This window comes from Microbacterium sp. NPDC077391, assembly GCF_040686955.1.
GTDB lineage: Bacteria > Actinomycetota > Actinomycetes > Actinomycetales > Microbacteriaceae > Microbacterium > Microbacterium commune.
The window spans coordinates 312,970-334,031 of the sequence record NZ_JBFBMI010000003.1; the positions used below are offsets into that span (position 1 = coordinate 312,970).

Here is a 21,062-nt window from a genome sequence, read left to right on the forward strand (position 1 = left end):
GCGTCTCAGAGCAGCAGGTAGACCGATCCGGCGATCGTGAGCCCGATCACGAGCCGGTCGAACAGCCGCTGGGGGATCCGTCGGGCGATGCGGATGCCGATCAGCGCGCCGATCACGACCATCGGCGCGAGCGCGAGGTCGAGCAGCAGCAGCTCGGGAGTGAGCAGCCCGATGCCGGCGAGGAACGGCACCTTGGTGAGGTTGACGATCGCGAAGAACCACGCCGAGGTGCCCAGGAACACCTTCACCGGGGCGCGGGTCGCGAGGAAGTACATCGACATGACCGGTCCGCCCGAGTTGGCGACCATGGTCGTGAACCCGGCCAGCGTCCCGTACCCGGCTGCGGCGATGCGGGCGGATGCCCGGGGGCCGACACCGTCAGCGTCGACCGCCGACCCGGCGGCGTGCCGTCGCCGCCACAGCGTGAGCGCGATCATCGCGAGCAGGATCACGCCGATCGTGCGACGCACGATGCCGTCGGTGCTGAGCGCCAGGAAGACCGCGCCCACGAGCAGCCCGGCCACGACCGCCGGCGCGAGCCTCAGCAGGGTTCGCCAGTCGGCGTGCCGCCGGTAGGCGATGAGCGCGAAGACGTCGCCGACGATGAACAGCAGCAGCATCGCCGCGGTCGAGGTGCGGGCGGGCAGCACGGATGCCAGGATCACCACCGCGATGGTCGAGCTGCCCGGCAGCGCGGTCTTGCCGAGGCCGGCGATGAGCGCCGCCAGGCCGAGCAGCGCCCACGCGCCGGGCTCCAGAGCGATCATGTCGTGACGCCGGGCACGGCGTGCTCAGCGCGCGGTGGCGAGAGCGGCGGCGAAGCCGGTGGCCCTGGCCTCGAGGTCGGCCCAGTCGGATGCCGCGATCGCGGCGGCGTTGGCCAGATCGCCGCCCGCCCCGACGGCGACGGCGCCCGCGGCGAACCAGGCGGCGAGGTTCTGCGGGGTCACGCCGCCGGTCGGCATCAGGGGAGCGTCGGGGAACGGGCCGCGCAGGGCGCCCAGGTAGCCCGGACCGCCGAGGGAGGCGGGGAAGATCTTGACGACGTCGACGCCCAGGTCGAGGGCGGTCATGACCTCGGTCGGCGTGAGCGCCCCGGTCATCACCACTCGACCGGTCTCGCACATGGCGCGGGTGAGCTCGGGGACGGTGCCGGGGCTGACGAGGAACTCGGCGCCGGCATCCGCGGCCTCAGCCGCCTGGTCGAGGGTGGTCACGGTGCCTGCGCCGACATGCGCGCGCTCGCCGTGCCGACGGATCAGCTCGCGGATGACGGCTGCCGCATCGGGTGTGGAGTAGGTCACCTCGATGCCGGTGATCCCCCCGCGGATGATCGCCTCGGCGGCCTCCAGCGCGGATTCGGGGGACGGTGCGCGCAGAACGGCGAGCACGCCGGCCTCGCGGGTGCGGGTCAGGCGGTCGCTCAGCGGTGCTCGGTTCATGGCGTCTCCTGCGCTCGGTGTGTCGGGCGTCGTGCTGACGGCCGTTCCTCATTCTGCGCTGGCAGCACCTGTAATGACAAGTTGACGCTCGGAGATATCCGAGCCGGCAGCCCGTACCCTGGATGATATGCCCGCATCCGACAAGACGCCGCCCGCCCGCAGCACCCCCGTGCGCAAGACGGGGTCCGCTCGCGGCCCTCAGGTGCGCCCGGCGACGGAGGGCTGGACGCAGCAGAAGGATGCCGAGGGTCGCCCGCTCCTGCAGTTCGCGAGCCCCAAGCGGGGCAAGCCGCCGGTGCACCTGGCCGACCTCACCCCCGCCGAGCGCGTCGAGAAGGTGAAGGAGCTGGGGCTGCCGGGCTTCCGCGCCAAGCAGCTGTCGACCCACTACTTCACCCACTACACGTCCGACCCGGCGCACATGACCGACCTCCCGGCCGCGCAGCGCGACGAGCTGGTCGCAGGCATGATGCCGCCGCTGATGACCGAGGTGAAGCGCCTCGAGACCGACAAGGGCGACACGATCAAGTTCCTCTGGCGGCTGCACGACGGTGCCCTCGTCGAGTCGGTGCTCATGCGCTACCCAGGCCGGATCACCCTGTGCGTGTCGTCGCAGGCCGGCTGCGGCATGAACTGCCCGTTCTGCGCCACCGGCCAGGCGGGACTCACGCGCAACATGTCGACGGCAGAGATCATCGAGCAGATCGTGCGCGCCAACCGGGCCATCGCCGACGGCGAGCTCGGCGGCAAGAAGGCGAACGACCATTCGATGGAGCGGGTGTCGAACATCGTCTTCATGGGCATGGGCGAGCCGCTCGCCAACTACAAGCGCGTGATGGACGCCGTGCGCATCATGGTCGCCCCGCAGCCGGACGGACTCGGCATGAGCGCCCGCGGCATCACCGTCTCGACCGTCGGCCTCGTCCCGGCGATCAGGAAGCTCGCCGACGAGGACATCCCCGTCACCTTCGCGCTGTCGCTGCACGCGCCGGACGATGAGCTGCGCGACGAGCTGATCCCGGTCAACTCCCGCTGGAAGGTGGGGGAGGCGCTGGATGCCGCTCGCGAGTACTTCGACAAGACCGGCAGGCGCGTGTCGATCGAGTACGCCCTGATCAAGGACATGAACGACCACCCGTGGCGCGCGGATCTGCTCGCGTCGAAGCTGAACTCCCGCGGGCGGGGCTGGGTGCACGTGAACCCGATTCCGCTGAATCCGACGCCCGGGTCGATCTGGACCGCGTCGGAGGTGCACGTGCAGAACGAGTTCGTGCGCCGACTCAACGACGCCGGCATCCCGACCACCCTGCGCGACACCCGTGGCAAGGAGATCGACGGGGCCTGCGGCCAGCTGGTCGCGACCAGCGAAGACGAGGCCGAGGCCGCAGCGCTGGTCTGATCCCCGCCGCGCTGGTCTGATCCCGGCTACCGCGGTGTGCGCCGACGGAGCAGCCGACCGGATCCCTCGATCAGCTCCGCCCACGCGTCGACGTCGACCGCGCATTCCACGACGGCGCAGGTCGGGAGGTCCGCGAACTCGCCGGTGAGGTCGGCCACGGCATCCGCCATTCCGGGGTTGTGCCCGACGAGCATCGCGACGTCGACATCGTCGGGCAGCGCAGCGGCGACCGACAGGATGGTGCGCGCCGACGCGGCGTAGAGCGCGGGCTCGTCGGCCACCTCCATGCGGAACATGGCGGCGTACTCGTCGGCCGTCGTGCGCGCGCGCAGCGCCGTGCTCGCGACGATGTGCTGCACCCGCACGCCCTCCGCGAGAAGCTGCCGTGCCATGGCCGGCGCGTCGCGCGTGCCCCGCGCGTTGAGGGGACGGTCGTGGTCGCGCACCGACGGATCGCCCCAGTCCGACTTGGCGTGCCGGGCGAGCAGGAGGGTCTTCATGGCGTCCAGCCTGGCATCCGCGATCGCTCGCCGCACCCCATTCTGGGAGCGGCTCGCAGGGAGCATCCGGCGGTCGCACAGCCACGATTTCCTAGTCTGGAGGGATGTCCTATTCCGCACATCGCCCTGGCCGGATGGATTCCCAGGGGCGGATCTCGTTCGAGTCCGACGCTCCCCAAGGCGCGGTCACCGACGAAGACCTCGATTTCCTGCGTCAGTACGAGCCGACCGGCGCAGAGCCGGAGCGCGCGCACGACGACGCCCCCGAGACGCACCCGACCGCGGTGATCGACGACGCCGCGCCCGCGGCATCCGACGACCGCCCGATCGAGCCGCGCCGGCCGCGCCAGCCGAAGCGCGCACCGCGCCCGACCCGCGAGCGTCGCCCGCGAACCCCCGGATCGCGCCTGCGCACGATGGCCATCCTCGGCGGCGCCGAGGGTGAGATCCTCGATCGCGTGCCCGGCGAGACGCCTCGTTTCGTGCAGATGTTCTTCGTGCTGGTGGGCACCGCGCTGGTCTCGGCCATCTCGATGATGTTCGCGCTGACCACCGGAGTGCAGGTCGCGATCTGGGTGGCCGTGCCGCTCGCGCTCGTGTGGGCGGCCATCATCTTCAACCTCGACCGCTTCCTCACGTCGACGATGTCCTCGACCCGCAACGTGGGCAAGATGCTCGCTCTGGCCCTGCCGCGTGTGGCGATGGCGGCGCTGATCGGGTTCCTCGTCGCCGAGCCGCTCGTGCTGCAGGTGTTCCACAACGACATCGCTCGCGAGGTGGCATCCACCAACATCACCCAGTCGCAGTCCGATCAGGACGCCCTCGAGAAGGGGCCCGAGAAGAAGGCCCTGGACGCGGCGACCGAGCGCGTCGCCGCTCTCGAGAACCAGGCTGCGACCGGTGTCGTCGCCGGCACCGACTCCGGCTCGGCCACCACCGCAGCGGCGCAGGCGACGGTCGATGAGCTCACCGCCAAGATCGCCGAGCAGCAGAAGGTCATCGACTCCGCCCGTGCGCTGTACCAGTGCGAGCTGACCGGAGAGGGCGCGGGCACCGTGCCCGGCTGCACCGGGGTGAACGGTCAGGGCTCGAGCTCCGACGCCGCGAAGGCGCAGCTCGCTCAGGCCCAGCAGACCTACGACGCGCTCGCCGCCCAGCTTCGTTCGGCCAACGACGACCTCTCGGCAGCCGAGACGGGAGCGCAGGCGAACACCGCGGCCTCCGAGGCCACCAACCGCGAGCAGGCGAAGGATCAGCTGCCCGCTGCGAAGAAGACCTATGAGCAGGCGCTCGATGCATACAACACCCGGGCCGACGCGATCGCGCAGGGCAACGCCGGTGCCGTCGGCCTGCTCAGCCAGATCACCGGGCTCAACCGCCTCGGCGAGAAGGAGCCCACCATCTTCTGGGCACATTGGCTCATCGCGGCCCTATTCTTCATGATCGAACTGCTGCCCGTGCTCGTGAAGGTGCTCACCAGCTGGGGCGACCCCTCGCTGTACGAGAAGGCCCGCTCGATCCGCAGGCAGGTCGAGCTCGATCGCGTGACCGCAGAGGGGTTCCGAGACAGGGCGGCGATCGTGACCGCAGCGGATGCCACTGCGGGCCGATCCCCGGCATCCGGAGTCCCGTCTGCGGATCCGGCGCCCACCGCGCCGATCACCCGCGCCGACATCCGCGAGACCGCCTCCGTCTGACATGATGGCGCCATGGCGGGCACCAGGGCGACCCTCGGTGCGGCCGCCGCGACGGTGGTGCTCTCGCTGAGGATGACGGGGCCTCACCCGGCTGCTGTCAAGGTTTGACGCTTGGATCTGCAGCGCGCCCGATCACGGATAGCGTTGTATTCATGGTCAACTATCGCTATCTCGGAAACAGTGGTCTCAAGGTATCTGAGATCACCTACGGCAACTGGGTGACGCACGCGTCGCAGGTCGATGACGACGCCGCCGTCGCCACCGTCCATGCCGCGCTGGATGCCGGGATCACCACCTTCGACACCGCCGACACCTATGCGAACACGGCAGCAGAGGTCGTGCTCGGTAAGGCGCTCGCAGGTCAGCGTCGCGCCGGTCTCGAGATCTTCACCAAGGTGTACTTCCCGACCGGCCCGATGGGGCCCAACGACACCGGGCTGAGCCGCAAGCACATCTTCGAGTCGATCGACGGCTCCCTGCAGCGGCTCGGCACCGACTACGTCGACCTCTACCAGGCGCACCGCTTCGACTACGAGACCCCGCTCGAGGAGACGATGCAGGCGTTCGCCGACGTCGTCCGCCAGGGCAAGGCGCTCTACATCGGCGTCTCGGAGTGGACCGCGGAGCAGCTGCGCGAGGGTCACGCGCTGTCGCGTCAGCTCGGCTTCCAGCTGATCTCGAACCAGCCGCAGTACTCGATGCTGCACCGCGTGATCGAGGGCAAGGTGGTGCCCACATCCGAGAGCCTCGGCATCTCGCAGATCGTGTGGTCGCCGATGGCGCAGGGTGTGCTCAGCGGCAAGTACCTGCCCGGCCAGCCCGTGCCCGACGGCTCGCGCGCGACCGACCCGCACTCCGGTGCCGACTTCATCAAGCGCCTGCTGCAGGACGACATCCTCGAGGCCGTGCAGAAGCTCAAGCCGATCGCGGCGGATGCGGGTCTGTCGATGCCGCAGCTCGCGATCGCGTGGGTGCTGCAGAACCCGAACGTCGCCGCCGCCCTGGTGGGCGCGTCGCGCCCCGAGCAGCTGGCCGAGACCGTCAAGGCCTCCGGTGTGCGCCTCGGCGCCGACGTGATGTCGGCGATCGACGAGGCCCTGGGCGACGTCGCGAACACCGACCCGCTGGACACCTACGACGTGTCGCCGAAGACCCGCCTGGTCTGACCCGCACGCTCTCACGAAAAGGGCCCCGGCTCCCGCACACGATCGCGTGCGGGAGCCGGGGCTCTCTTCGCAGGCGGGTCTACTCCTTTACGGCGCCGGAGGTCAGCCCCTGCACGATCCAGCGGCTCGCGAGGGCGAACATCAGCATCGTGGGGAGGATCGTCAGCACCGCAGCGGCCGACATGGATCCCCAGTCGATGTTGAACGTCGAGATGAACCCGTTCAGCGCGGAGGGCACGGTGCGGTTCTCGTCGGTGTTCATCAGCACGACCGAGAGGAACAGCTCGTTCCAGCAGTTGACGAAGTTGAAGATGAACGCGGCGATGATCCCTGGGGTCATCACGGGCACGAGCACACGGAACAGCGCGCCGAGGCGCGAGCATCCGTCGATCTGCGCCGCCTCCTCGAGCGCGTCCGGGACGTTCTCGAAGAACCCGCGCAGCATGACCGTCGAGAAGGGGATGCAGATCGCGATGTAGACCAGGATGAGGCCGGGTTTGGTGTCGACGAGACCCAGGTCGCTCATCATCGAGTACAGCGGTCCGAGCGCGATGAACGCCGGGATCATCTGCGTCAGCAGGAACGCGATGAGCACCGGCCCCTTGCCGCGGAACTCGAAGCGCGCGAGCACGTACGCGCTGAGCAGCGCGATCAGTGTCGCGACCGCACCCGCGGTGACCGCCACGAGCGCGGAGTTGCCCAGGAACACGCCGAACGAGCTCTTCTCGAAGAGGCTGACGTAGTTCTCGAGCGACGGCTCGCTGGGCCAGTACTCGATCGGGTAGGAGTTGATCGTGCCGGGCGACTTGAACGACGTCAGGGCGATCCAGTACAGCGGGAACAGCGTGATGATCAGCCACAGCGCCAAGCCGACCACTCGGATCACGCCGCCGACCGTCACCCGGCGCGGACCGCGGGGTGCGGCTGCGGGGTCGGGGACGGTCACGCGGCGCGTGTCGGTGATCGCGGTGCGGGCCGAGGTGGGTCCGGTCAGGGTGGTCATCGCTGCGCCCTCCGCATCGCCATGAGATAGAACGCGCAGAAGACGAACAGGAACGCGACCACGATGAGGCCGATCGCGCTGGCGATGCCGTAGTTGCCCTGCTGCGTGTAGTTGATCATCCACGTCGTGATGATGTGCGTCTGGTTCGCCGGTCCGCCGCTCGTCATCGCCCAGATGATGTCGGGGAAGTTGAAGATCCAGATCACGCGCAGCAGCACGGTCAGGAACAGCGTCACCGAGATGTACGGGATGATGATCGAGAAGAGCTGGCGAGCCTTGCCGGCGCCGTCGAGGCTGGCAGCCTCGAGCACGTCATCGGGCACCGACTGCAGCGCGGCGAGGATCATGATCGCGAAGAAAGTCACCCCGTACCAGATGTTCGCCACGATGACGGCGAACATCGCCAGCTTCGGGTCGGCCAGCCACGGCAGCGGTGCGTCGATCAGCCCGGCTTTCATGAGCAGATCGTTCACGACGCCGAACTCGGCGTTGAACATCCAGCGGAACAGCATCCCGATGAGGAACCCGGAGACGGCCCAGGGGAAGAACACGAGCGCCTGATACAGGCCCCGGAAGCGGAACCTTCTGCGCAGTGCGAGGGCGATCAGGAAGCCGATGACGAGCTGCGGCACGAGCGAGCCGACCACCCAGAGCACGGAGTTCCAGGCGACCGTCGGGAACGCCGGATCCTGGAAGACGGTGACGAAGTTGTCGAACCCGACGAACGGGGTCGAGGTGAGATCCCACAGGTTCCAGTCGTGGAACGCCATGCGGGCGCCCTGCAGCATCGGCGCGTAGGTGAACCAGCTCACGAACACGATCGCCGGCGCCATGAAGGCGAGCAGAGTCAGGGCGTGGCGTGCGCGGAACGGACGACGGGCGCGGGAGGCCCCGCCGGTGGTGCCGGCGGAGCCCCTCTCGCGAGTGCTGCGAATGGTCGGAGCCGACAAGACGATCAGCCCTTCTCCGCGGCGTACTTCTCCGTCCAGAACTCGTCCCAGGACTTCAGCAGCTCTTCGGTGGTCATGCTGCCGAGGAGCACCTTCTGCACGTCCTGATCGGACTTCTGGATCCACTCCGTCCACCAGCTCACGCCGCGCGGCTGACGCACGTTGATGTAGGTGTCCGGGTTCTCGGTCATCGTGACGTAGCTCGTCCACGGGCCGGTCTTGTAGAAGTCGTCATCGGCGGCCGAGCTGACGATCGGCACGAGGCTGTTCGCCTGGGCGAACTGCGTCGCCGGCTCCTCCGACGCGAGGAATTCGACGAGCTTCACAGCCTCCTCGCTGTGGGTGCTCTTCTCCGCGACGCCCCAGCCGGCCACCGCGAGCGGCTGCGCGGCCTTGCCGGTGGGGCCGGTGAGCAGAGGAGCGGTGTCCCACTGATCGGGCTTCAGCGACGAATCCTGCACGGTCGCGATGACCTCGGGGTCCTGCAGCAGGAATGCGGTCGAGCCGTTGGTGAAGCCGGCGACCATCTCCGGGTAGCCCCACGACACGGCCGAGGGCGGGGACGCCTTCTCGAACAGGGCGAAGTAGTCGTCGACCGCGTCCTGCGCCTCGGGGGCCGAGAACATGGTGTCGCCGTTCTTCAGCAGGAAGGCGTCGTCGACGTTGAGATCGTCGATCGTGTAGGCCTCGATGGCCGCCACGACGTTGCTGTTCGCGTTCTGACCGCCGCGGAAGGCGTAGCCGTAGATGTTCTTGGACGGGTCCTGGATCGCGGACGCCTGCTCGAGCAGATCCTTCCAACTGCTCGGCGGCCCGTCGAAGCCCGCCTGCTCGACGAGGTCCTTGCGGTAGAACAGCGACAGGCCGTAGAAGCCGTAGGGCAGGAAGTAGCTCTTGCCGTCATCGGCGACTGATGCCGACTGCGCGTTCTCGGTGAGCGCGTCCCAGCCGTCCCACTTCTCGACATCGGCGCTGAGGTCGCGCAGCCAGCCGTTGTTCGCGAACGGTCCTACGGTGATGTCGCGCACCTCGAGCACGTCGACGCCCTTGCCCGACTGCAGCATCTGCTGGATCTTTTGGTCGGCCTGCTCGGTCGGAGGTGAGACCAGGTTGACCTTGATGTCGGGGTTCTGCTTCTCGAAGTCGTCGAGCAGCCCGCGGATCAGCTCAGTGCGCGCGGGGTTGGTCAGGCTCTCGACCATCTGCAGCGTGACGGTACCGTCGGCGGGGCCGGCCGACGGCGAGCATCCGGTGAGGGCGAGAACGGCGACGGTGCCGATTCCTGCGACGGTCGTCAAGATCTTGTGCTTCACGATGTGCCTCTCTGTGGTGGGTTGCGGGGTGTTCTCGGGGGGAGTGCTCAGGCGATGACGGTCGTGAGGGGGATGCGGATGCCGGCGCGGCGCAGGATCTGCGGCACGCATCGCTCGGCGAAGGTCTCGAAGTCGGCTGCCTCGGTGTACAGGTGCGCCGACAGGCGGAAGTAGCCGATGCCGCGGAAGCTGGTGAAGGCGGTCTCCACGCCCTCCTCGTCGAAGAGATCCATGCGCAGCGCGTCGGCCTCCTCACGGGTCGCTCCGAGTCCGTCGGGCAGCCGCACCAGCCGCATCGACGGGACCGGTGAGGGCAGCGGGGTGAGCGGCTCGTGCGTGCCGAACGGGCGCAGCGCCTCGGCGATCATCTCGGCGCCGGCGTCGGCGAGTGTCGCGAGGGCGCTGCGCGCGGCATCCCAGCCGAACTCGCTCTCGACGAAGTCGATCGCCGCCGGCGTCGCGATGTACGTGGTCGCGTCGATGGTGCCCTGCGTGTCGAAGCGGTGCGGGTACGGCTCGGGCGCGCCCCACGAGTCGATCAGCGGCCACAGTTCCTGGCGGTCGGCGGCGCTGGTCACGAGCAGTGCTGACCCGCGCGGCGCGCACGGCCACTTGTGCATGTTGCCGAACCACCAGTCACCGCCGGCCTGCTCTGCCGCCGAGGCCACGAGCCCCGGCGCGTGAGCGCCGTCGACGAGGGTGCGCACGCCGCTCTCGGCCGCGATGTCGGCGATGCGGCGAGTGGGCAGCATCCGCGCGGTGGGGGAGGTGATCTGGTCGATCACGATGAGTCGCGTGCGCGGGCTCAGCGCGTCCGAGAAGCGCTGCACGACCTCGTCGTCGGATGCCAGCAGGGGCAGCTCGACGACGCGCACGGCGGCGCCGAAGCGGCGGGCCAGGCGCTGCGCGCCCATCGTGACGGCGCCGTAGCCGTGATCGGTGACGAGGATCTCGTCGCCGGCCTCGAGGCGCAGAGAGTTGTAGACCACGGTGGCGGCGGCCGAGGCGTTGGGCACGAAGGCGCTGTCGTCGGGGCGGGCGCCGACGAACGGTGCGGTTCGCTCGACGGCTTCGCGCACCTGCTCGGCGATGCGCGGGAACCACCCGACGGGTGTGAGATCGGCCTGACGACGCAGCGCGTCCTGGTGCTCGACGACCACGGTCGGCACGGCGCCGAACGAGCCGTGGTTCAGATGGACGACCTCGCGATCCAGCGGCCAGGCATCTCGTGCACGCGGGTAGGACTTCAGCCGGATCGGCAGTGGCGGCGTCGCCGTGGTCATGCATCCTCACAAAGTGTCGCGACGAGCTTCGGGAACTTGTCGCACAACTTTGGCATAAAGCTCGCGATTTGGCGAGTCCTCGGACGGATAATGGTGAGAGTTGTTATACGAATTGGCCGCGCGAACGACATCCGACAGACTCGCACCAGCGGGTCGCAACGGGGAGGCTGGATGAGCGCACTGGACACGGCGGTGCACGGGCTGCGTGCGCTGATCGCCGACGGCTCGCTGCGACCAGGGGACCGCCTGCCCAGCGAGGGCGAGCTGTGCGAGCGGCTCGGCGTGTCTCGTGGCTCGCTGCGCGAAGGCATCCGGATGCTGGCGGCGCTCGGCGTCCTGGAGACGCGGCACGGATCGGGCAGCTACGTCGGTGACCTCAACGCGGGCGACCTCATCGGCAGCCTGTCGCTCACGGTCGGGCTGCTGCCGCTGGATGCGATCCTCGAGCTGTACGAGCTGCGCCGCGCACTCGAGGCGCACGCCGCCTCACTCGCCGCAGCCCGGATGGATGCGGAGTCGCTCGCCGAGCTCGACACCCTGCTCACCCGACTGGAGGCGACCGAGGACGACGACGAGCTGTCGAGCCTCGACCACCGATTCCACATGCGCATCGCCGAGGTGGCCGGAAACTCGGCTCTCTCGAGCCTGCTCGCCGTGTTCCGCGCTCGCTCGCGCGCCTACCGGATCTTCAGCACCGACAGCGCGGCCGAGATCAAGACGATGTCGGATGCCGGGCATCGCGCAATTCTGCGCGCACTCGCATCGCGGGATCCGGTGGCCGCCTCCGCTGCCGCCGCGGGACACGTCGCTCAGACCGAGTACTGGCTGCGCAAGCTGCAGCCGGACGCCACGGGCCTCGTCGACTGATCCCGGCTCGGATCGGGTCAGAGCGTGGTGATGTCGACCTGCAGGTCGTGCGTGAGCCGCTCGATGTCGGCGCGCAGCGCCTCGAGATCGGCGGATACCGGCAGTGTGGCGGTGACGGATGACTCGAACAGCCGGCCCCCGGCCATCGCGGCGTCCCGGGTCTGCGTGGTCATGCTCTCGATGCTCAGTGCGTGAGCGCTCAGCACACCGGAGATCTCCCGCACGATGCCTGCGCGGTCGTTGCCGAGCACGCTGATCGAGATGCGCTGCGCGGGGCCGGATGCCGGGGCGTCGGCGCCCGCGTGGACGGTGATCGCGAGCATCCCCTCGAGCGCGTCGAGATCGCTTCGCAGGGCAGCGACGCGATCGTCGGCGACCGAGATCTCGATCACCCCCGCGAAGGTGCCGGCGAGCTCTGCGAGCTGGCTGTTCTCCCAGTTTCCGCCGTGCGCGGCGACGACGTCGGCGACCGTCGAGACGAGCCCGGGCCGATCCGCTCCCGCGACCGTGAGGATGAGCGTGGTCATGCGCTCAGCGTAGCGCTCTCACCAGGCGCCGCCATCGAGGAAGCGCTGCATCCTCTCGAGATGCGGCGTCAGATCCCAGCCCTGCGCGGCGACCCAATCGTCGTCGTAGTAGGTCTGGGTGTAGCGGATGCCGCTGTCGCAGATGAGCGTGACGACGCTGCCGGTCTCGCCGGCATCGCGCATGCGGCTGATCAGCTCGAACGCGCCGTACAGGTTGGTGCCGGTGGATCCGCCGGTCAGGTGCAGCGTGCGCTCGCGCAGCAGGCGGATCGCGGCAACGGATGCCGCGTCGGGGACGACGATCATCTCGTCGATGACGCTCGGCACGAACGACGGCTCCATGCGGGGGCGGCCGATGCCCTCGATCATCGAGGGCGTGCCGACGGCATCCCGGTCGCCGCGCCAGGCGGCGTAGAACGCCGAGCCCTCGGGGTCGACCACGGCGACCTCGGTCGCGTGACGGCGGTATCGCACGTAGCGGCCGAAGGTGGCGCTCGTGCCGCCGGTGCCGGCGCCGACGACGATCCAGCGGGGGATGGGATGCCGCTCCTGCGACAGCTGGCTGAAGACGCTCTCGGCGATGTTGTTGTTGCCGCGCCAGTCGGTCGCGCGCTCGGCGAAGGTGAACTGGTCGAGGTAGTGGCCGTGGCATCCGGCCGCGAGGCGCCGCGCCTCAGGTGAGATCTGCTCGGCATGCTCGACGAAGTGGCACCGGCCCCCGTGGAACTCGATGAGGTCGATCTTCTCCTGGCTGGTCGACCGCGGAACGACGGTGATGAAGTTCAGTCCGAGCATCCGGGCGAAATAGGCCTCGGAGACCGCCGTCGACCCGCTCGAGGACTCGACGAGCGTCGTGTCCTCGTCGATCAGGCCGTTGACCAGCCCGTAGAGGATCAGCGAGCGGGCGAGACGGTGCTTGAGCGAGCCGGTCGGATGCACGGACTCGTCCTTCAGATACAGGTCGATGCCCCAGTCGGCCGGAAGGGGGAACAGATGCAGGTGCGTGTCGGCCGAGCGGTTGGCGTCCGCCTCGAGCACATGGATGGCGGAACTGACCCAATCGCTCATGATCCGAGGGTAGCGGTGCGCGCGGGCGAAGCCGGAGGAACCGGATGCCGTCAGGGCACGTGCACCAGCGCGCCCTGCGAGCTGTCGGTGCCGAGGCGGAACTCGAAGCGCGAGCGATCGCCGCGGTGGTAGGCGATGAAGAACTCGATCGGCCGGCCCGACGCGTCGCGGCTGACGCTGCGCAGACGCAGCAGCGCCGAGCCGGCGCTCACGCCCAGCTGCGTCGCCTGCTCATGCGTGGCCACCGTGGCCTCGGCGGAGCGGACGCCGTGCGTCGCCACCACGCCGTTCGCGGCCAGCAGGGCGTACAGCGAGGAATCTTGCAGGTCCACTCCGAGCGTCGGCTCGCCGACGGCGAGGGGCATCCACGTCGTCGACAGCGACCACGCCTGGCCGTCGACATGGCGCAGTCGGGTGAGTATGACCACGGGCTCGCCCGGCTCCAGCTCCAGGGCGGCCGCGACCTCGGCATCCGCGTCGATCACCTTGTGCCGCAGCACCTCGCTGCGCACGTGGCCCCCGCGGCGCTGCACCTCGTCGAAAAGCCCGACCAGCGTGTGCACGAGCGACTCGCTCGTGCGCGGGCGGGCGACGAAGGTGCCCTTGCCCTTGATCCGCTCGACCACACCCTCGTGTTCGAGCTGCGCCAGCGCCTGACGCACCACCGTGCGCGAGATGCCGTACTGCTCGCACAGGCGGTGCTCTCCGGGCAGGGGGTCGCCCGGCTGCAGGCCGTCGCGGGTGATGCCGTCGAGGATCAGCTGGCGCAGCTGGTCGTACATCGGGGCGGTCGCGTCGCGATCGATGCCGTCGACGACGACGCCGGGCGTGGCGGAGGAAGGGACGGTGCTCATGCGCGGCTCAGTACGCGACACCGGCGTGCAGGATCACGTTGGCGTACGGGGTGAACTCGCCCGAGCGCACGAAGGCGCGGGCGGCGCGGGTGCGGGTCTTGAACTCGACATGCGGCACGAGCTCGATCTCGATGCCGGGAAGACGCTCTCGCAGCGCCTCGAGCACATGCGGGCTGATCTCGGCGACCTCGGCCGAGACGGTCGCGCCCTCGACGACCAGCTCCGCCAGCACCGTGTCGAGCACGTCGAGGAAGGCGGGAGCGCCGGGGCGGTAGGCCAGATCGATGCGCTCGGCGTCCGGAGGGATGGGCAGGCCCGCGTCGGTGACGACGATGAGGTCGGTGTGCCCGGTCTCGCTGATCACCCGGGACAGGGCGGGGTTGATGGTGGTGTTCGTCTTGCGCATCGTCTTTCCTCCGGCGTCGGGTGCGGTCAGTTCGACGCCGGGACGGGCGCCGGCGCTGCCTCGGGGTGTGCGGCGAGCAGCGCGTCGACCTCGCCGCGGTGCGGCAGGCTCGGCGACGCTCCCTGCCGGGTCACGGTGATCGCCCCGGCGGCACTGGCCAGGCGGGTGGCCTCGGTCAGGCTCCAGCCCTCGGCGAGTGCTGCGCCCAGGTAGCCGGCGTAGGCGTCGCCCGCTGCCGTGGTGTCGACCGGCGAGACCGGGATCGGCGCGATGAATGCGACGCCCTCGGCGGTCACGACGCACGACCCCTTCTCGGCCATGGTGATCACCGCGGCGCCGACACCCTGCTCGAGGAACCAGCGTCCGGCCCGCTCGGCCGATGCCGCGTCGGTGACCTCGATGCCGCTGAGCAGCGTCGCCTCGGTCTCGTTCGGAGTGACGATGTCGATGTTGCGCCACACCGCGGCATCCAGCGGGGCCGCCGGCGCCGGGTCGAGCACGACGGTCATGCCGTGCTCGCGCGCGCGCGAGGTGATGTGCAGAGTCAGCGAGGCCGGAGTCTCGAGCTGGGTGAGCAGCACCGACGTCGTGGGGGCGAGCGCGGCGAGGGCGGCGTCGATCTGCTCCTCCGACAGTTGCGCGTTGGCGAGCGGCACCATCACGATGTCGTTCTGCGCCGACGCGTCGACGCGGATGTGGGCGATGCCGGTCGGCCCCGGCACGGTGCGCAGGTGCGTGAGGTCGACGCCGGCGCTGCTGAGTCCGTCGACGACGAGGTCGTGGAAGAGATCGTCGCCCACGCATCCGACGAAGCTGGTGCGGGCTCCCGCGAGACCCGCGGCGACCGCCTGGTTCGCGCCCTTGCCGCCCAGCAGCAGAGTGAACTGATCGCCGAGGATGGTCTCTCCGCGCGCGGGGAGGCGCTGCGAGAAGGTGGTCACGTCAGCGGTGACGCTGCCGACGATCACGACGCCGGTGCGGGAGGTCGGGGCGGGGGTCATGGTGGTCCGATCGTCGTCGTCTCGGCGTCCGGCTGTCTTTGGACGCCGACGGATGCTGTCATAACATTAGCCGAGTGCAAACCTGTAACGACAGGTTGGCGGGAGGAGAACCGATGACAGCTCCGCGGCTGTACGTGGACAGTGCCGATGTCGATCGCGTCGGCAGGCTGCTCGCCGCCGGAGTGGTGCACGGCGTCACCACGAATCCCACGATCCTCGAGCGTGGCGGGCGGGATGCCGCTGCCATCCCCGAGCTCTACCGACGCTGGGTCGACGAGGGCGCCGACGAGGTGTTCTTCCAGACCTGGGGCGGCGACGCGGCATCCTTCCTGCGCAACGCCGACGGCATCCGCGCGCTGGGAGACCGCGTCGCTGTGAAGGTGCCGGCGACCGCCGAGGGCTTCGCCGCAGCATCCGCCCTGGTACGCGACGGTGCTTCGGTGCTCGTCACGGCGGTGTACTCGGTCGCCCAGGCACTCGCGTGCGCGAGCATCGGCGTGCGCTACATCGCGCCTTACCTCGGACGGATGCGCGATGCCGGCCTGGACGGCGCGGATCTGATCCGGCGGATGCAGGCGGTGTGCGAGGGCAGCGGCACGGATGTGCTGGCCGCGAGCCTGCGCAGCGCCGATGACATCGTCGGACTGCGCGAGCTGGGCGTGCCGTATTTCACCGCCGCGCCCGACGTGCTCGACGAACTGCTGTTCCACGAGGTCAGCGAATCCTCGGCGGCCGAGTTCGACGCCGCGATGGTGCGCCTCGGCGCCTGACCCCGCCCCCCTGGACCGCCGGCCCTGCCCGCTTCTCGACCGCCGGCCCGCTTCTCGCTCCGTCGACCCGCTTCTCGCTCGCCGACCCGCTTCTCGCTCGCCGACCCGCTTCTCGCTCCGGTATGAGTTTCGGTCGCCTAAAGCGGAATCGGGCGGCACCAACTCATACCGGAGCGAGTGGCGGGGGTGTTCGCCGGAGGGGACGGGCCGCCGGGTCAGGCGTTGGCCGCCTGGCGCAGCCAGCGCTCGACGCCGGCGACGTGCGCCGTCGCCAGAGACGTGGCCAAGGCCGAGTCGTGCGCGGCGATGGCCTCGGCGATCGCGCGGTGCTCTGAGAGCGTGCGATCGACCGCGCCCTGCTCGGTGACCCCGCGCCACACCCGGGCGCGGATCGTCTGGCTGCTGAGGCTGTCGATCAGGCTCGCGAGATAGCCGTTGCGGGTGAGCCTGACGATCTCGCGGTGGAAGCGGATGTCATGCGCGACCAGGTCATCGATCGACACGGTGCCCGGATCGATCGAAGAGATCTCGTCGATCAGTCCCTGCGCTTCCTCGGCGGTGGCGTTGCCGGCGGCGAGACCGGTGGCCTGCGATTCCAGCATCCGGCGCACGGCGAACAGCTCCAGCAGCGAGTCATCGTCGTGCATGTCGACGACGAAGCTGATCGCTTCGAGCAGCAGGTGCGGTTCGAGGCTGGTGACGTAGGTGCCGTCTCCGCGGCGCACGTCGAGAACACGGATCACCTCGAGGGCCTTCACCGCCTCGCGCATCGAATTGCGCGAGAGGCCCAGACGCTCGGAGAGCTCCTTCTCGGGCGGGAGCCGGTCGCCGGGGGCGAGCTCGCCCGAGACGATCATCGCCTTGATCTTCTGGATCGCCTCATCGGTGACTGCCATGCGCTCATCCTAATCATTGATCGGATGTCTGAAGCGGGCGTGTGAGGATGGGAGCATGCGCGTCGTCGACAGCCATCTGCATCTCTGGGATCCGACTGTTCTCCACTATTCCTGGCTCGCCGGCGCCCTCGACGCGCGCTATGCCACGGCGGAGCTGCTCGCCGCGCCCATCGCGGATGCCGGAGAGCAGATCGCCGTGTTCGTCCAAGCCGCCGCCGTGGAAGAGCAGGCGCTGGACGAGGTGCGCTGGGTGGACTCGATCGCGCCCGCCACAGGGGTGGTCGGCATCGTCGCCGACGCCCGTCTGCACCGGCCGCAGGGGCTCGGCGACCACCTCGATGCGCTGGCGGAGTTCGACCGCGTCGTCGGGGTGCGGCACCTGCTGCAGGGCGAGCCCGACGGATTCGCCCGCACAGATGCTTTCATCGCGGGTGCCCGTGAACTGGCCGACCGGGGGCTCACCTTCGACGCCTGCGTGCGCGCCCACCAGATCCCCGACGTCATCGCGCTGGCCGAAGCGGTTCCGGGGCTGCCCATCGTGCTCGATCACCTCGGCAAGCCGGCGCTCGGCACAGCGGCGGAGTCGCTGCGCCCGGCCGCGGACTGGGCGCGCGACCTGCGCCGTCTGGCGGAGCACCCGAACATGCACGTCAAGCTGTCGGGGCTGCCGGCCGAGGCCGACGGTGTGATCGACGCGGCCCGGATGGTGCCGTTCCTCGATGCGGCCGCTGAGGTGTTCGGCGAGGACCGACTGATGTGGGGCAGCGACTGGCCGGTGTCCTCGGTGGATGCCGGCGATCCCACCGGCGCGCGCTACGTCTCCGGCGGACGCGACGCGTGGTTCCGCACCGCGCGCGACTGGGCTGCTGCGCGCGGCCTCGACACCGACCGGGTCTTCTGGTCGAACGCGCTCGCGTTCTACCGCATCCACTGACCCGCTCTTCGCTCCGGTATGAGTTCGTGCCGCGTCGGCGCCGTTCAGGCGGCACAAACTCATACCGGAGCGAGAAGCGGGTTGCGGGGGCGCCGACGAGCGGCGTCAGGGGCGGGCGCGCAGCGCCGCGCGGACGCGTTCGACGAGCATCCGAGGGTCGGCGAGCAGCGTCGCCGTGACCTCGATCACCACCCACCCCGCGGCCCGTAGGCGGGCGAGGCGCTCGACATCGGCGGCGTAGCTGTTCGCGTGCAGCACGCCCTGGTACTCGATCGCTACCTTCCGCTCGGGGTATGCCAGATCGGCGCAGGCGACGAACCGGCCGTGCTCGTCGTAGACATCCTGATTCAGCACCGGCTCGGGCAGGCCGGCGAACACGAGATGGCAGCGCACAGCCGACTCGCGAGGAGACCACGAATCCTCACGGATGAGTTCGACCGCCTCCCGAAGCCGACGGATGCCCGTCCTGCGGCCGGCATCGATCGCCGCCTGCAGGCGTGCGACGGTCGACAACGGGGGCGTGCCCGCGCGCGGCCGACCGTACCCGGCACGCCAGACCCGACAGAAGTAGTCGCCCAGGGCGACCAGATCGACCAGCGGAAGATGCCCGAGGCTGGCCCACGTCGTCGCGGGATCGGCGACCGGGATGCGCTCGACGTGCGTGTAGCGCGAGGTGCGATGCCGCGCGCGGTGGGCGCTGACACCCTCCGCGCGGATCAGGTGGCCGCGTCCGAACGTGCTCACGTGCACCGTCAGGTCGGATGACGACGCCGGCGCACCGGCATCCGTCCACGTCAACGGGAGCGGGGCGTGCCACATCGCGGCCGCTGACTCGTGACTGATGAACTGCGATCCCTCGAGGCGGGGCGCATAGCGGCGCACCAGGTCACGTCGCGCCTCGGCCTGGAGCGTGAACGGATCCGGTTCGGCGGTCGCGGGCGGGTCATCTGGGTCGGCCTCGTCGTCGGCCTCTGCTGCGGTGCCGGCGGCGGTCGCGGACAGGAGAGCCGGCACGGCACGGATGCCGCGGAACGGGCGCTCGAGATCCCCGCGGCGAAGGCGCGAGCGAGCGACCCCCACCTGCGCAGCTTCCCGCACGCTGAAGATCGCACCCAGCTGGGCGGGGAGAGGTCGTGGTTTCGGCATCCGCCGACCTTCGCAGATCCGCGGCCGGCGCGCGCGAGCTATCCACAGCGCCCCGGAGCCGCCCGCAACCACCGCGCTCCGGTATGAGTTCGTGCCGCCTGAATGCGATCCAGGCGGCACGAACTCATACCGGAGCGAGAAGCGGGTGGGTTATTCGGGGCGCAGGCGCAGGGCGGCCATGCCCCCGTCGACCTCGATAAAGGTGCCGGTGGTCGATCCGGAGGCGGGACTGACCAGGTACAGCACCGCACCGGCGACCTCATCGGCGGACACCAGCCGGCCATGCGGCTGACGGGCGTTGAGCGCCGCGCGCTCGGCCGCCGGGTCGGCCGCCGAGTCGAGCAGACGCCCCACCCACGGGGTGTCGGCGGTGCCCGGATTGACGGCGTTCACCCGGATGCCCTCGCGCAGATGGTCGGCGGCCATCGCCCGGGTCAGGGCCGAGACCGCGCCCTTCGACGCCGAGTACAGCGCGCGCTGCGGCAGCCCGGTCGTCGAGGCGATGGATGCCGTGTTGGACACCGCCGCAGCCGGTGACCGGCGCAGCCACGGCAGGGCCGCCGAGGTCACCCGGGCGATGCCGGTGACGTTGATCGAGAGCACGCGAGCCCACTCGTCGTCGTCGTTCGCGGCGACGTCGCCCTGGGCGCCGATGCCGGCGTTGTTGATCACGATGTCGATGCGCCCGAACCGCTCGGCGACGCCGGCGACGGCGGCATCCACCGATGCCCGGTCGGAGACATCCGCGGTGAACGCCGCGAAGTGCTCGTCCGCTCCCGACGGGTCGCGGTCGAGCACCGCCACCTGCGCCCCTTCTTCGTACAGCCGGCGCGCGATCGCCGCCCCGATGCCGGATGCTCCGCCGGTCACGATCGCGACGAGACCCTCCACCTGCCCGCTCATCGCTGCGCCTGCCACGCCACGAACTCCTGACGCTGACGGCCCAGGCCCTCGATCTCGATCTCGACCACGTCGCCCGCCGTGAGGTACGGGAACTTGCCGCCGAACGCGACACCCTGCGGGGTTCCGGTGAGGATGAGGTCACCGGGCTCGAGGGTCACGTACTGCGAGAGGTGGTGCACGATGGTGCGCACGTCGAAGATCATGTCGTTCGTGTTCGAGTCCTGTCGTGCCTCGCCGTTCACGAAGCTCTTCAGGTTCAGGTTGTCGACATCCACCTCGTCGGGGGTGACCAGCCACGGGCCGGTGGGGTTGAAGCCGAAGGCGATCTTGCCCTTCGACCACTGCCCGCCCGACACCTCCATCTGGAACGCGCGCTCGGAGACGTCGTTCGCGACGACGTAGCCCGCGATGTGCTGTGCGGCCTCGTCGACCGAATCGAGATAGGCGGCACGTCGGCCGATGACGATGCCGAGCTCGACCTCCCAGTCGGTCTTCTCGCTGCCGCGGGGGATGGTCACGGTGTCGTCGGGGCCGACGACGGTGTTCGGCGTCTTCAGGAAGATGATCGGCACCGTGGGCGGTTCGGAGCCCGACTCCCGGGCGTGGGCGGCGTAGTTCTGCCCGATGCAGATGACCGCGCTGGGGCGGGCGATCGGCGCGCCGATGCGCAGGGCCGAGGTGTCGGTCACCTCGGGCAGCGAGCCCCCGTTCAGGGCTGCGCGGGTGCGGCCGACCGGGTCGTCGGCGAGGAAGTCGCCGTTCACATCGGATGTCACGGGGCGCAGATCGTAGGTGCGGTCACCGTCGATGACGACCGGGATCTCTCTTCCGGACTCGCCGAGTCGTGCGAACTTCATGATTCTCCTTCGTCTCAGACGGGCGGATGCTGAGACGGCACCCGCACGTTGACAGTATAGACATCCGATGTTTACACTCC

Annotated in this window: 22 protein-coding genes; 6 read left to right on the forward strand and 16 right to left on the reverse strand. The window is 69.7% G+C overall.

The genetic code is table 11. The annotated features are described in order from the left end of the window. Window positions 1-5: 5 nt before the first annotated feature. A complete protein-coding gene (locus AB0O65_RS09690) occupies window positions 6-767 on the reverse strand; it encodes a sulfite exporter TauE/SafE family protein (RefSeq protein WP_363384528.1) in 762 nt (253 codons plus the stop codon). Between the two features lie 24 nt (window positions 768-791). Beyond that, on the reverse strand, window positions 792-1,442 hold the full coding sequence (locus AB0O65_RS09695; RefSeq protein ID WP_191712557.1) for a bifunctional 4-hydroxy-2-oxoglutarate aldolase/2-dehydro-3-deoxy-phosphogluconate aldolase: 651 nt from the start codon (window positions 1,440-1,442) through the stop codon (window positions 792-794). Between the two features lie 127 nt (window positions 1,443-1,569). On the opposite strand from AB0O65_RS09695, the gene rlmN reads away from it, so the two are divergent. Further along, window positions 1,570-2,841, forward strand: a complete 1,272-nt coding sequence (gene rlmN / locus AB0O65_RS09700; protein ID WP_071644808.1) for a 23S rRNA (adenine(2503)-C(2))-methyltransferase RlmN — start codon at window positions 1,570-1,572, stop codon at window positions 2,839-2,841. 26 nt (window positions 2,842-2,867) lie between these two features. On the opposite strand, the gene AB0O65_RS09705 is transcribed toward rlmN, so the two are convergent. After that, window positions 2,868-3,341 carry a histidine phosphatase family protein gene (locus tag AB0O65_RS09705; RefSeq protein ID WP_363384533.1) on the reverse strand — a complete coding sequence of 158 codons (474 nt, stop codon included), beginning with the start codon at window positions 3,339-3,341 and terminating at the stop codon, window positions 2,868-2,870. Window positions 3,342-3,445: 104 nt separating this feature from the next. Between AB0O65_RS09705 and AB0O65_RS09710 the strand changes: the two genes are divergently transcribed. Further along, complete coding sequence (locus AB0O65_RS09710) at window positions 3,446-5,038, forward strand: DUF4407 domain-containing protein (RefSeq protein ID WP_363384536.1); 1,593 nt, start codon at window positions 3,446-3,448, stop codon at window positions 5,036-5,038. Between the two features lie 152 nt (window positions 5,039-5,190). Continuing rightward, window positions 5,191-6,204: an aldo/keto reductase family protein gene (locus tag AB0O65_RS09715; protein ID WP_071644806.1), complete on the forward strand. Its 1,014-nt coding sequence runs from the start codon at window positions 5,191-5,193 to the stop codon at window positions 6,202-6,204. Window positions 6,205-6,283: 79 nt separating this feature from the next. Here AB0O65_RS09715 and AB0O65_RS09720 read toward each other — a convergent pair whose 3' ends face one another. From AB0O65_RS09720 to AB0O65_RS09735, 4 genes are read right to left on the reverse strand one after another with little or no spacing between them, the layout of a single operon-like run. Continuing rightward, entirely contained in the window at window positions 6,284-7,207 is a 924-nt protein-coding gene (locus tag AB0O65_RS09720; RefSeq protein WP_256221165.1) for a carbohydrate ABC transporter permease, read from the reverse strand. After that, window positions 7,204-8,157, reverse strand: coding sequence for a sugar ABC transporter permease (locus AB0O65_RS09725; protein WP_363384540.1), 954 nt, complete (start codon window positions 8,155-8,157; stop codon window positions 7,204-7,206). The genes AB0O65_RS09720 and AB0O65_RS09725 overlap by 4 nt, the downstream gene beginning before the upstream one ends. Window positions 8,158-8,162: 5 nt before the next feature. Continuing rightward, on the reverse strand, window positions 8,163-9,470 hold the full coding sequence (locus tag AB0O65_RS09730; protein WP_071644805.1) for a sugar ABC transporter substrate-binding protein: 1,308 nt from the start codon (window positions 9,468-9,470) through the stop codon (window positions 8,163-8,165). Between the two features lie 47 nt (window positions 9,471-9,517). Continuing rightward, window positions 9,518-10,753 (reverse strand): aminotransferase class V-fold PLP-dependent enzyme, encoded by a 1,236-nt coding sequence (locus AB0O65_RS09735; RefSeq protein WP_071644804.1) that lies wholly within the window; start codon window positions 10,751-10,753, stop codon window positions 9,518-9,520. A 171-nt stretch (window positions 10,754-10,924) separates the two neighbouring features. Here AB0O65_RS09735 and AB0O65_RS09740 point away from each other — a divergent pair, with 171 nt between their 5' ends. Then, window positions 10,925-11,620 (forward strand): FCD domain-containing protein, encoded by a 696-nt coding sequence (locus AB0O65_RS09740; RefSeq protein ID WP_071644803.1) that lies wholly within the window; start codon window positions 10,925-10,927, stop codon window positions 11,618-11,620. A 17-nt stretch (window positions 11,621-11,637) separates the two neighbouring features. On the opposite strand, the gene AB0O65_RS09745 is transcribed toward AB0O65_RS09740, so the two are convergent. The 5 genes from AB0O65_RS09745 to AB0O65_RS09765 are packed head-to-tail and all read right to left on the reverse strand — an operon-like array spanning window position 11,638 to window position 15,476. Next, window positions 11,638-12,147: an ACT domain-containing protein gene (locus tag AB0O65_RS09745; RefSeq protein WP_071644802.1), complete on the reverse strand. Its 510-nt coding sequence runs from the start codon at window positions 12,145-12,147 to the stop codon at window positions 11,638-11,640. 18 nt (window positions 12,148-12,165) lie between these two features. After that, the gene (locus tag AB0O65_RS09750) at window positions 12,166-13,215 is read right to left on the reverse strand and encodes a PLP-dependent cysteine synthase family protein (RefSeq protein WP_363384546.1); all 1,050 of its coding nucleotides are present in this window, start codon (window positions 13,213-13,215) and stop codon (window positions 12,166-12,168) included. Between the two features lie 50 nt (window positions 13,216-13,265). Further along, on the reverse strand, window positions 13,266-14,069 hold the full coding sequence (locus tag AB0O65_RS09755; protein ID WP_363384549.1) for a GntR family transcriptional regulator: 804 nt from the start codon (window positions 14,067-14,069) through the stop codon (window positions 13,266-13,268). Window positions 14,070-14,076: 7 nt separating this feature from the next. Beyond that, window positions 14,077-14,475: a D-ribose pyranase gene (gene rbsD / locus AB0O65_RS09760; RefSeq protein WP_071644799.1), complete on the reverse strand. Its 399-nt coding sequence runs from the start codon at window positions 14,473-14,475 to the stop codon at window positions 14,077-14,079. Between the two features lie 26 nt (window positions 14,476-14,501). Then, on the reverse strand, window positions 14,502-15,476 hold the full coding sequence (locus AB0O65_RS09765) for a ribokinase (protein ID WP_363384553.1): 975 nt from the start codon (window positions 15,474-15,476) through the stop codon (window positions 14,502-14,504). Window positions 15,477-15,589: 113 nt separating this feature from the next. Between AB0O65_RS09765 and AB0O65_RS09770 the strand changes: the two genes are divergently transcribed. After that, entirely contained in the window at window positions 15,590-16,246 is a 657-nt protein-coding gene (locus AB0O65_RS09770; RefSeq protein ID WP_071644797.1) for a transaldolase family protein, read from the forward strand. Window positions 16,247-16,461: 215 nt separating this feature from the next. Here AB0O65_RS09770 and AB0O65_RS09775 read toward each other — a convergent pair whose 3' ends face one another. Further along, window positions 16,462-17,142: a FadR/GntR family transcriptional regulator gene (locus tag AB0O65_RS09775; protein ID WP_191712564.1), complete on the reverse strand. Its 681-nt coding sequence runs from the start codon at window positions 17,140-17,142 to the stop codon at window positions 16,462-16,464. A gap of 55 nt (window positions 17,143-17,197) precedes the next feature. Between AB0O65_RS09775 and AB0O65_RS09780 the strand changes: the two genes are divergently transcribed. Continuing rightward, on the forward strand, window positions 17,198-18,076 hold the full coding sequence (locus tag AB0O65_RS09780; protein ID WP_363384558.1) for an amidohydrolase family protein: 879 nt from the start codon (window positions 17,198-17,200) through the stop codon (window positions 18,074-18,076). A gap of 105 nt (window positions 18,077-18,181) precedes the next feature. On the opposite strand, the gene AB0O65_RS09785 is transcribed toward AB0O65_RS09780, so the two are convergent. From AB0O65_RS09785 to AB0O65_RS09795, 3 genes are all read right to left on the reverse strand, one after another. Further along, window positions 18,182-19,222, reverse strand: a complete 1,041-nt coding sequence (locus AB0O65_RS09785; protein ID WP_363384561.1) for a hypothetical protein — start codon at window positions 19,220-19,222, stop codon at window positions 18,182-18,184. 150 nt (window positions 19,223-19,372) lie between these two features. Continuing rightward, a complete protein-coding gene (locus AB0O65_RS09790; RefSeq protein ID WP_363384564.1) occupies window positions 19,373-20,125 on the reverse strand; it encodes an SDR family oxidoreductase in 753 nt (250 codons plus the stop codon). Next, window positions 20,122-20,982 carry a fumarylacetoacetate hydrolase family protein gene (locus AB0O65_RS09795; RefSeq protein ID WP_363384567.1) on the reverse strand — a complete coding sequence of 287 codons (861 nt, stop codon included), beginning with the start codon at window positions 20,980-20,982 and terminating at the stop codon, window positions 20,122-20,124. Before AB0O65_RS09795 ends, AB0O65_RS09790 begins: the two co-directional genes overlap by 4 nt. Between the last annotated feature and the right edge of the window lie 80 nt (window positions 20,983-21,062).

Bases quoted from the DNA above. Each gene is read 5' to 3' on its own strand.
- AB0O65_RS09690 (WP_363384528.1), bottom strand. From the start codon at position 767: ATGATCGCTCTGGAGCCCGGCGCGTGGGCGCTGCTCGGCCTGGCGGCG.
- AB0O65_RS09695 (WP_191712557.1), bottom strand. From the start codon at position 1,442: ATGAACCGAGCACCGCTGAGCGACCGCCTGACCCGCACCCGCGAGGCC.
- rlmN (WP_071644808.1), top strand. From the start codon at position 1,570: ATGCCCGCATCCGACAAGACGCCGCCCGCCCGCAGCACCCCCGTGCGC.
- AB0O65_RS09705 (WP_363384533.1), bottom strand. From the start codon at position 3,341: ATGAAGACCCTCCTGCTCGCCCGGCACGCCAAGTCGGACTGGGGCGAT.
- AB0O65_RS09710 (WP_363384536.1), top strand. From the start codon at position 3,446: ATGTCCTATTCCGCACATCGCCCTGGCCGGATGGATTCCCAGGGGCGG.
- AB0O65_RS09715 (WP_071644806.1), top strand. From the start codon at position 5,191: ATGGTCAACTATCGCTATCTCGGAAACAGTGGTCTCAAGGTATCTGAG.
- AB0O65_RS09720 (WP_256221165.1), bottom strand. From the start codon at position 7,207: ATGACCACCCTGACCGGACCCACCTCGGCCCGCACCGCGATCACCGAC.
- AB0O65_RS09735 (WP_071644804.1), bottom strand. From the start codon at position 10,753: ATGACCACGGCGACGCCGCCACTGCCGATCCGGCTGAAGTCCTACCCG.
- AB0O65_RS09740 (WP_071644803.1), top strand. From the start codon at position 10,925: ATGAGCGCACTGGACACGGCGGTGCACGGGCTGCGTGCGCTGATCGCC.
- AB0O65_RS09745 (WP_071644802.1), bottom strand. From the start codon at position 12,147: ATGACCACGCTCATCCTCACGGTCGCGGGAGCGGATCGGCCCGGGCTC.
- AB0O65_RS09750 (WP_363384546.1), bottom strand. From the start codon at position 13,215: ATGAGCGATTGGGTCAGTTCCGCCATCCATGTGCTCGAGGCGGACGCC.
- AB0O65_RS09755 (WP_363384549.1), bottom strand. From the start codon at position 14,069: ATGAGCACCGTCCCTTCCTCCGCCACGCCCGGCGTCGTCGTCGACGGC.
- rbsD (WP_071644799.1), bottom strand. From the start codon at position 14,475: ATGCGCAAGACGAACACCACCATCAACCCCGCCCTGTCCCGGGTGATC.
- AB0O65_RS09765 (WP_363384553.1), bottom strand. From the start codon at position 15,476: ATGACCCCCGCCCCGACCTCCCGCACCGGCGTCGTGATCGTCGGCAGC.
- AB0O65_RS09770 (WP_071644797.1), top strand. From the start codon at position 15,590: ATGACAGCTCCGCGGCTGTACGTGGACAGTGCCGATGTCGATCGCGTC.
- AB0O65_RS09775 (WP_191712564.1), bottom strand. From the start codon at position 17,142: ATGGCAGTCACCGATGAGGCGATCCAGAAGATCAAGGCGATGATCGTC.
- AB0O65_RS09780 (WP_363384558.1), top strand. From the start codon at position 17,198: ATGCGCGTCGTCGACAGCCATCTGCATCTCTGGGATCCGACTGTTCTC.
- AB0O65_RS09785 (WP_363384561.1), bottom strand. From the start codon at position 19,222: ATGCCGAAACCACGACCTCTCCCCGCCCAGCTGGGTGCGATCTTCAGC.
- AB0O65_RS09790 (WP_363384564.1), bottom strand. From the start codon at position 20,125: ATGAGCGGGCAGGTGGAGGGTCTCGTCGCGATCGTGACCGGCGGAGCA.
- AB0O65_RS09795 (WP_363384567.1), bottom strand. From the start codon at position 20,982: ATGAAGTTCGCACGACTCGGCGAGTCCGGAAGAGAGATCCCGGTCGTC.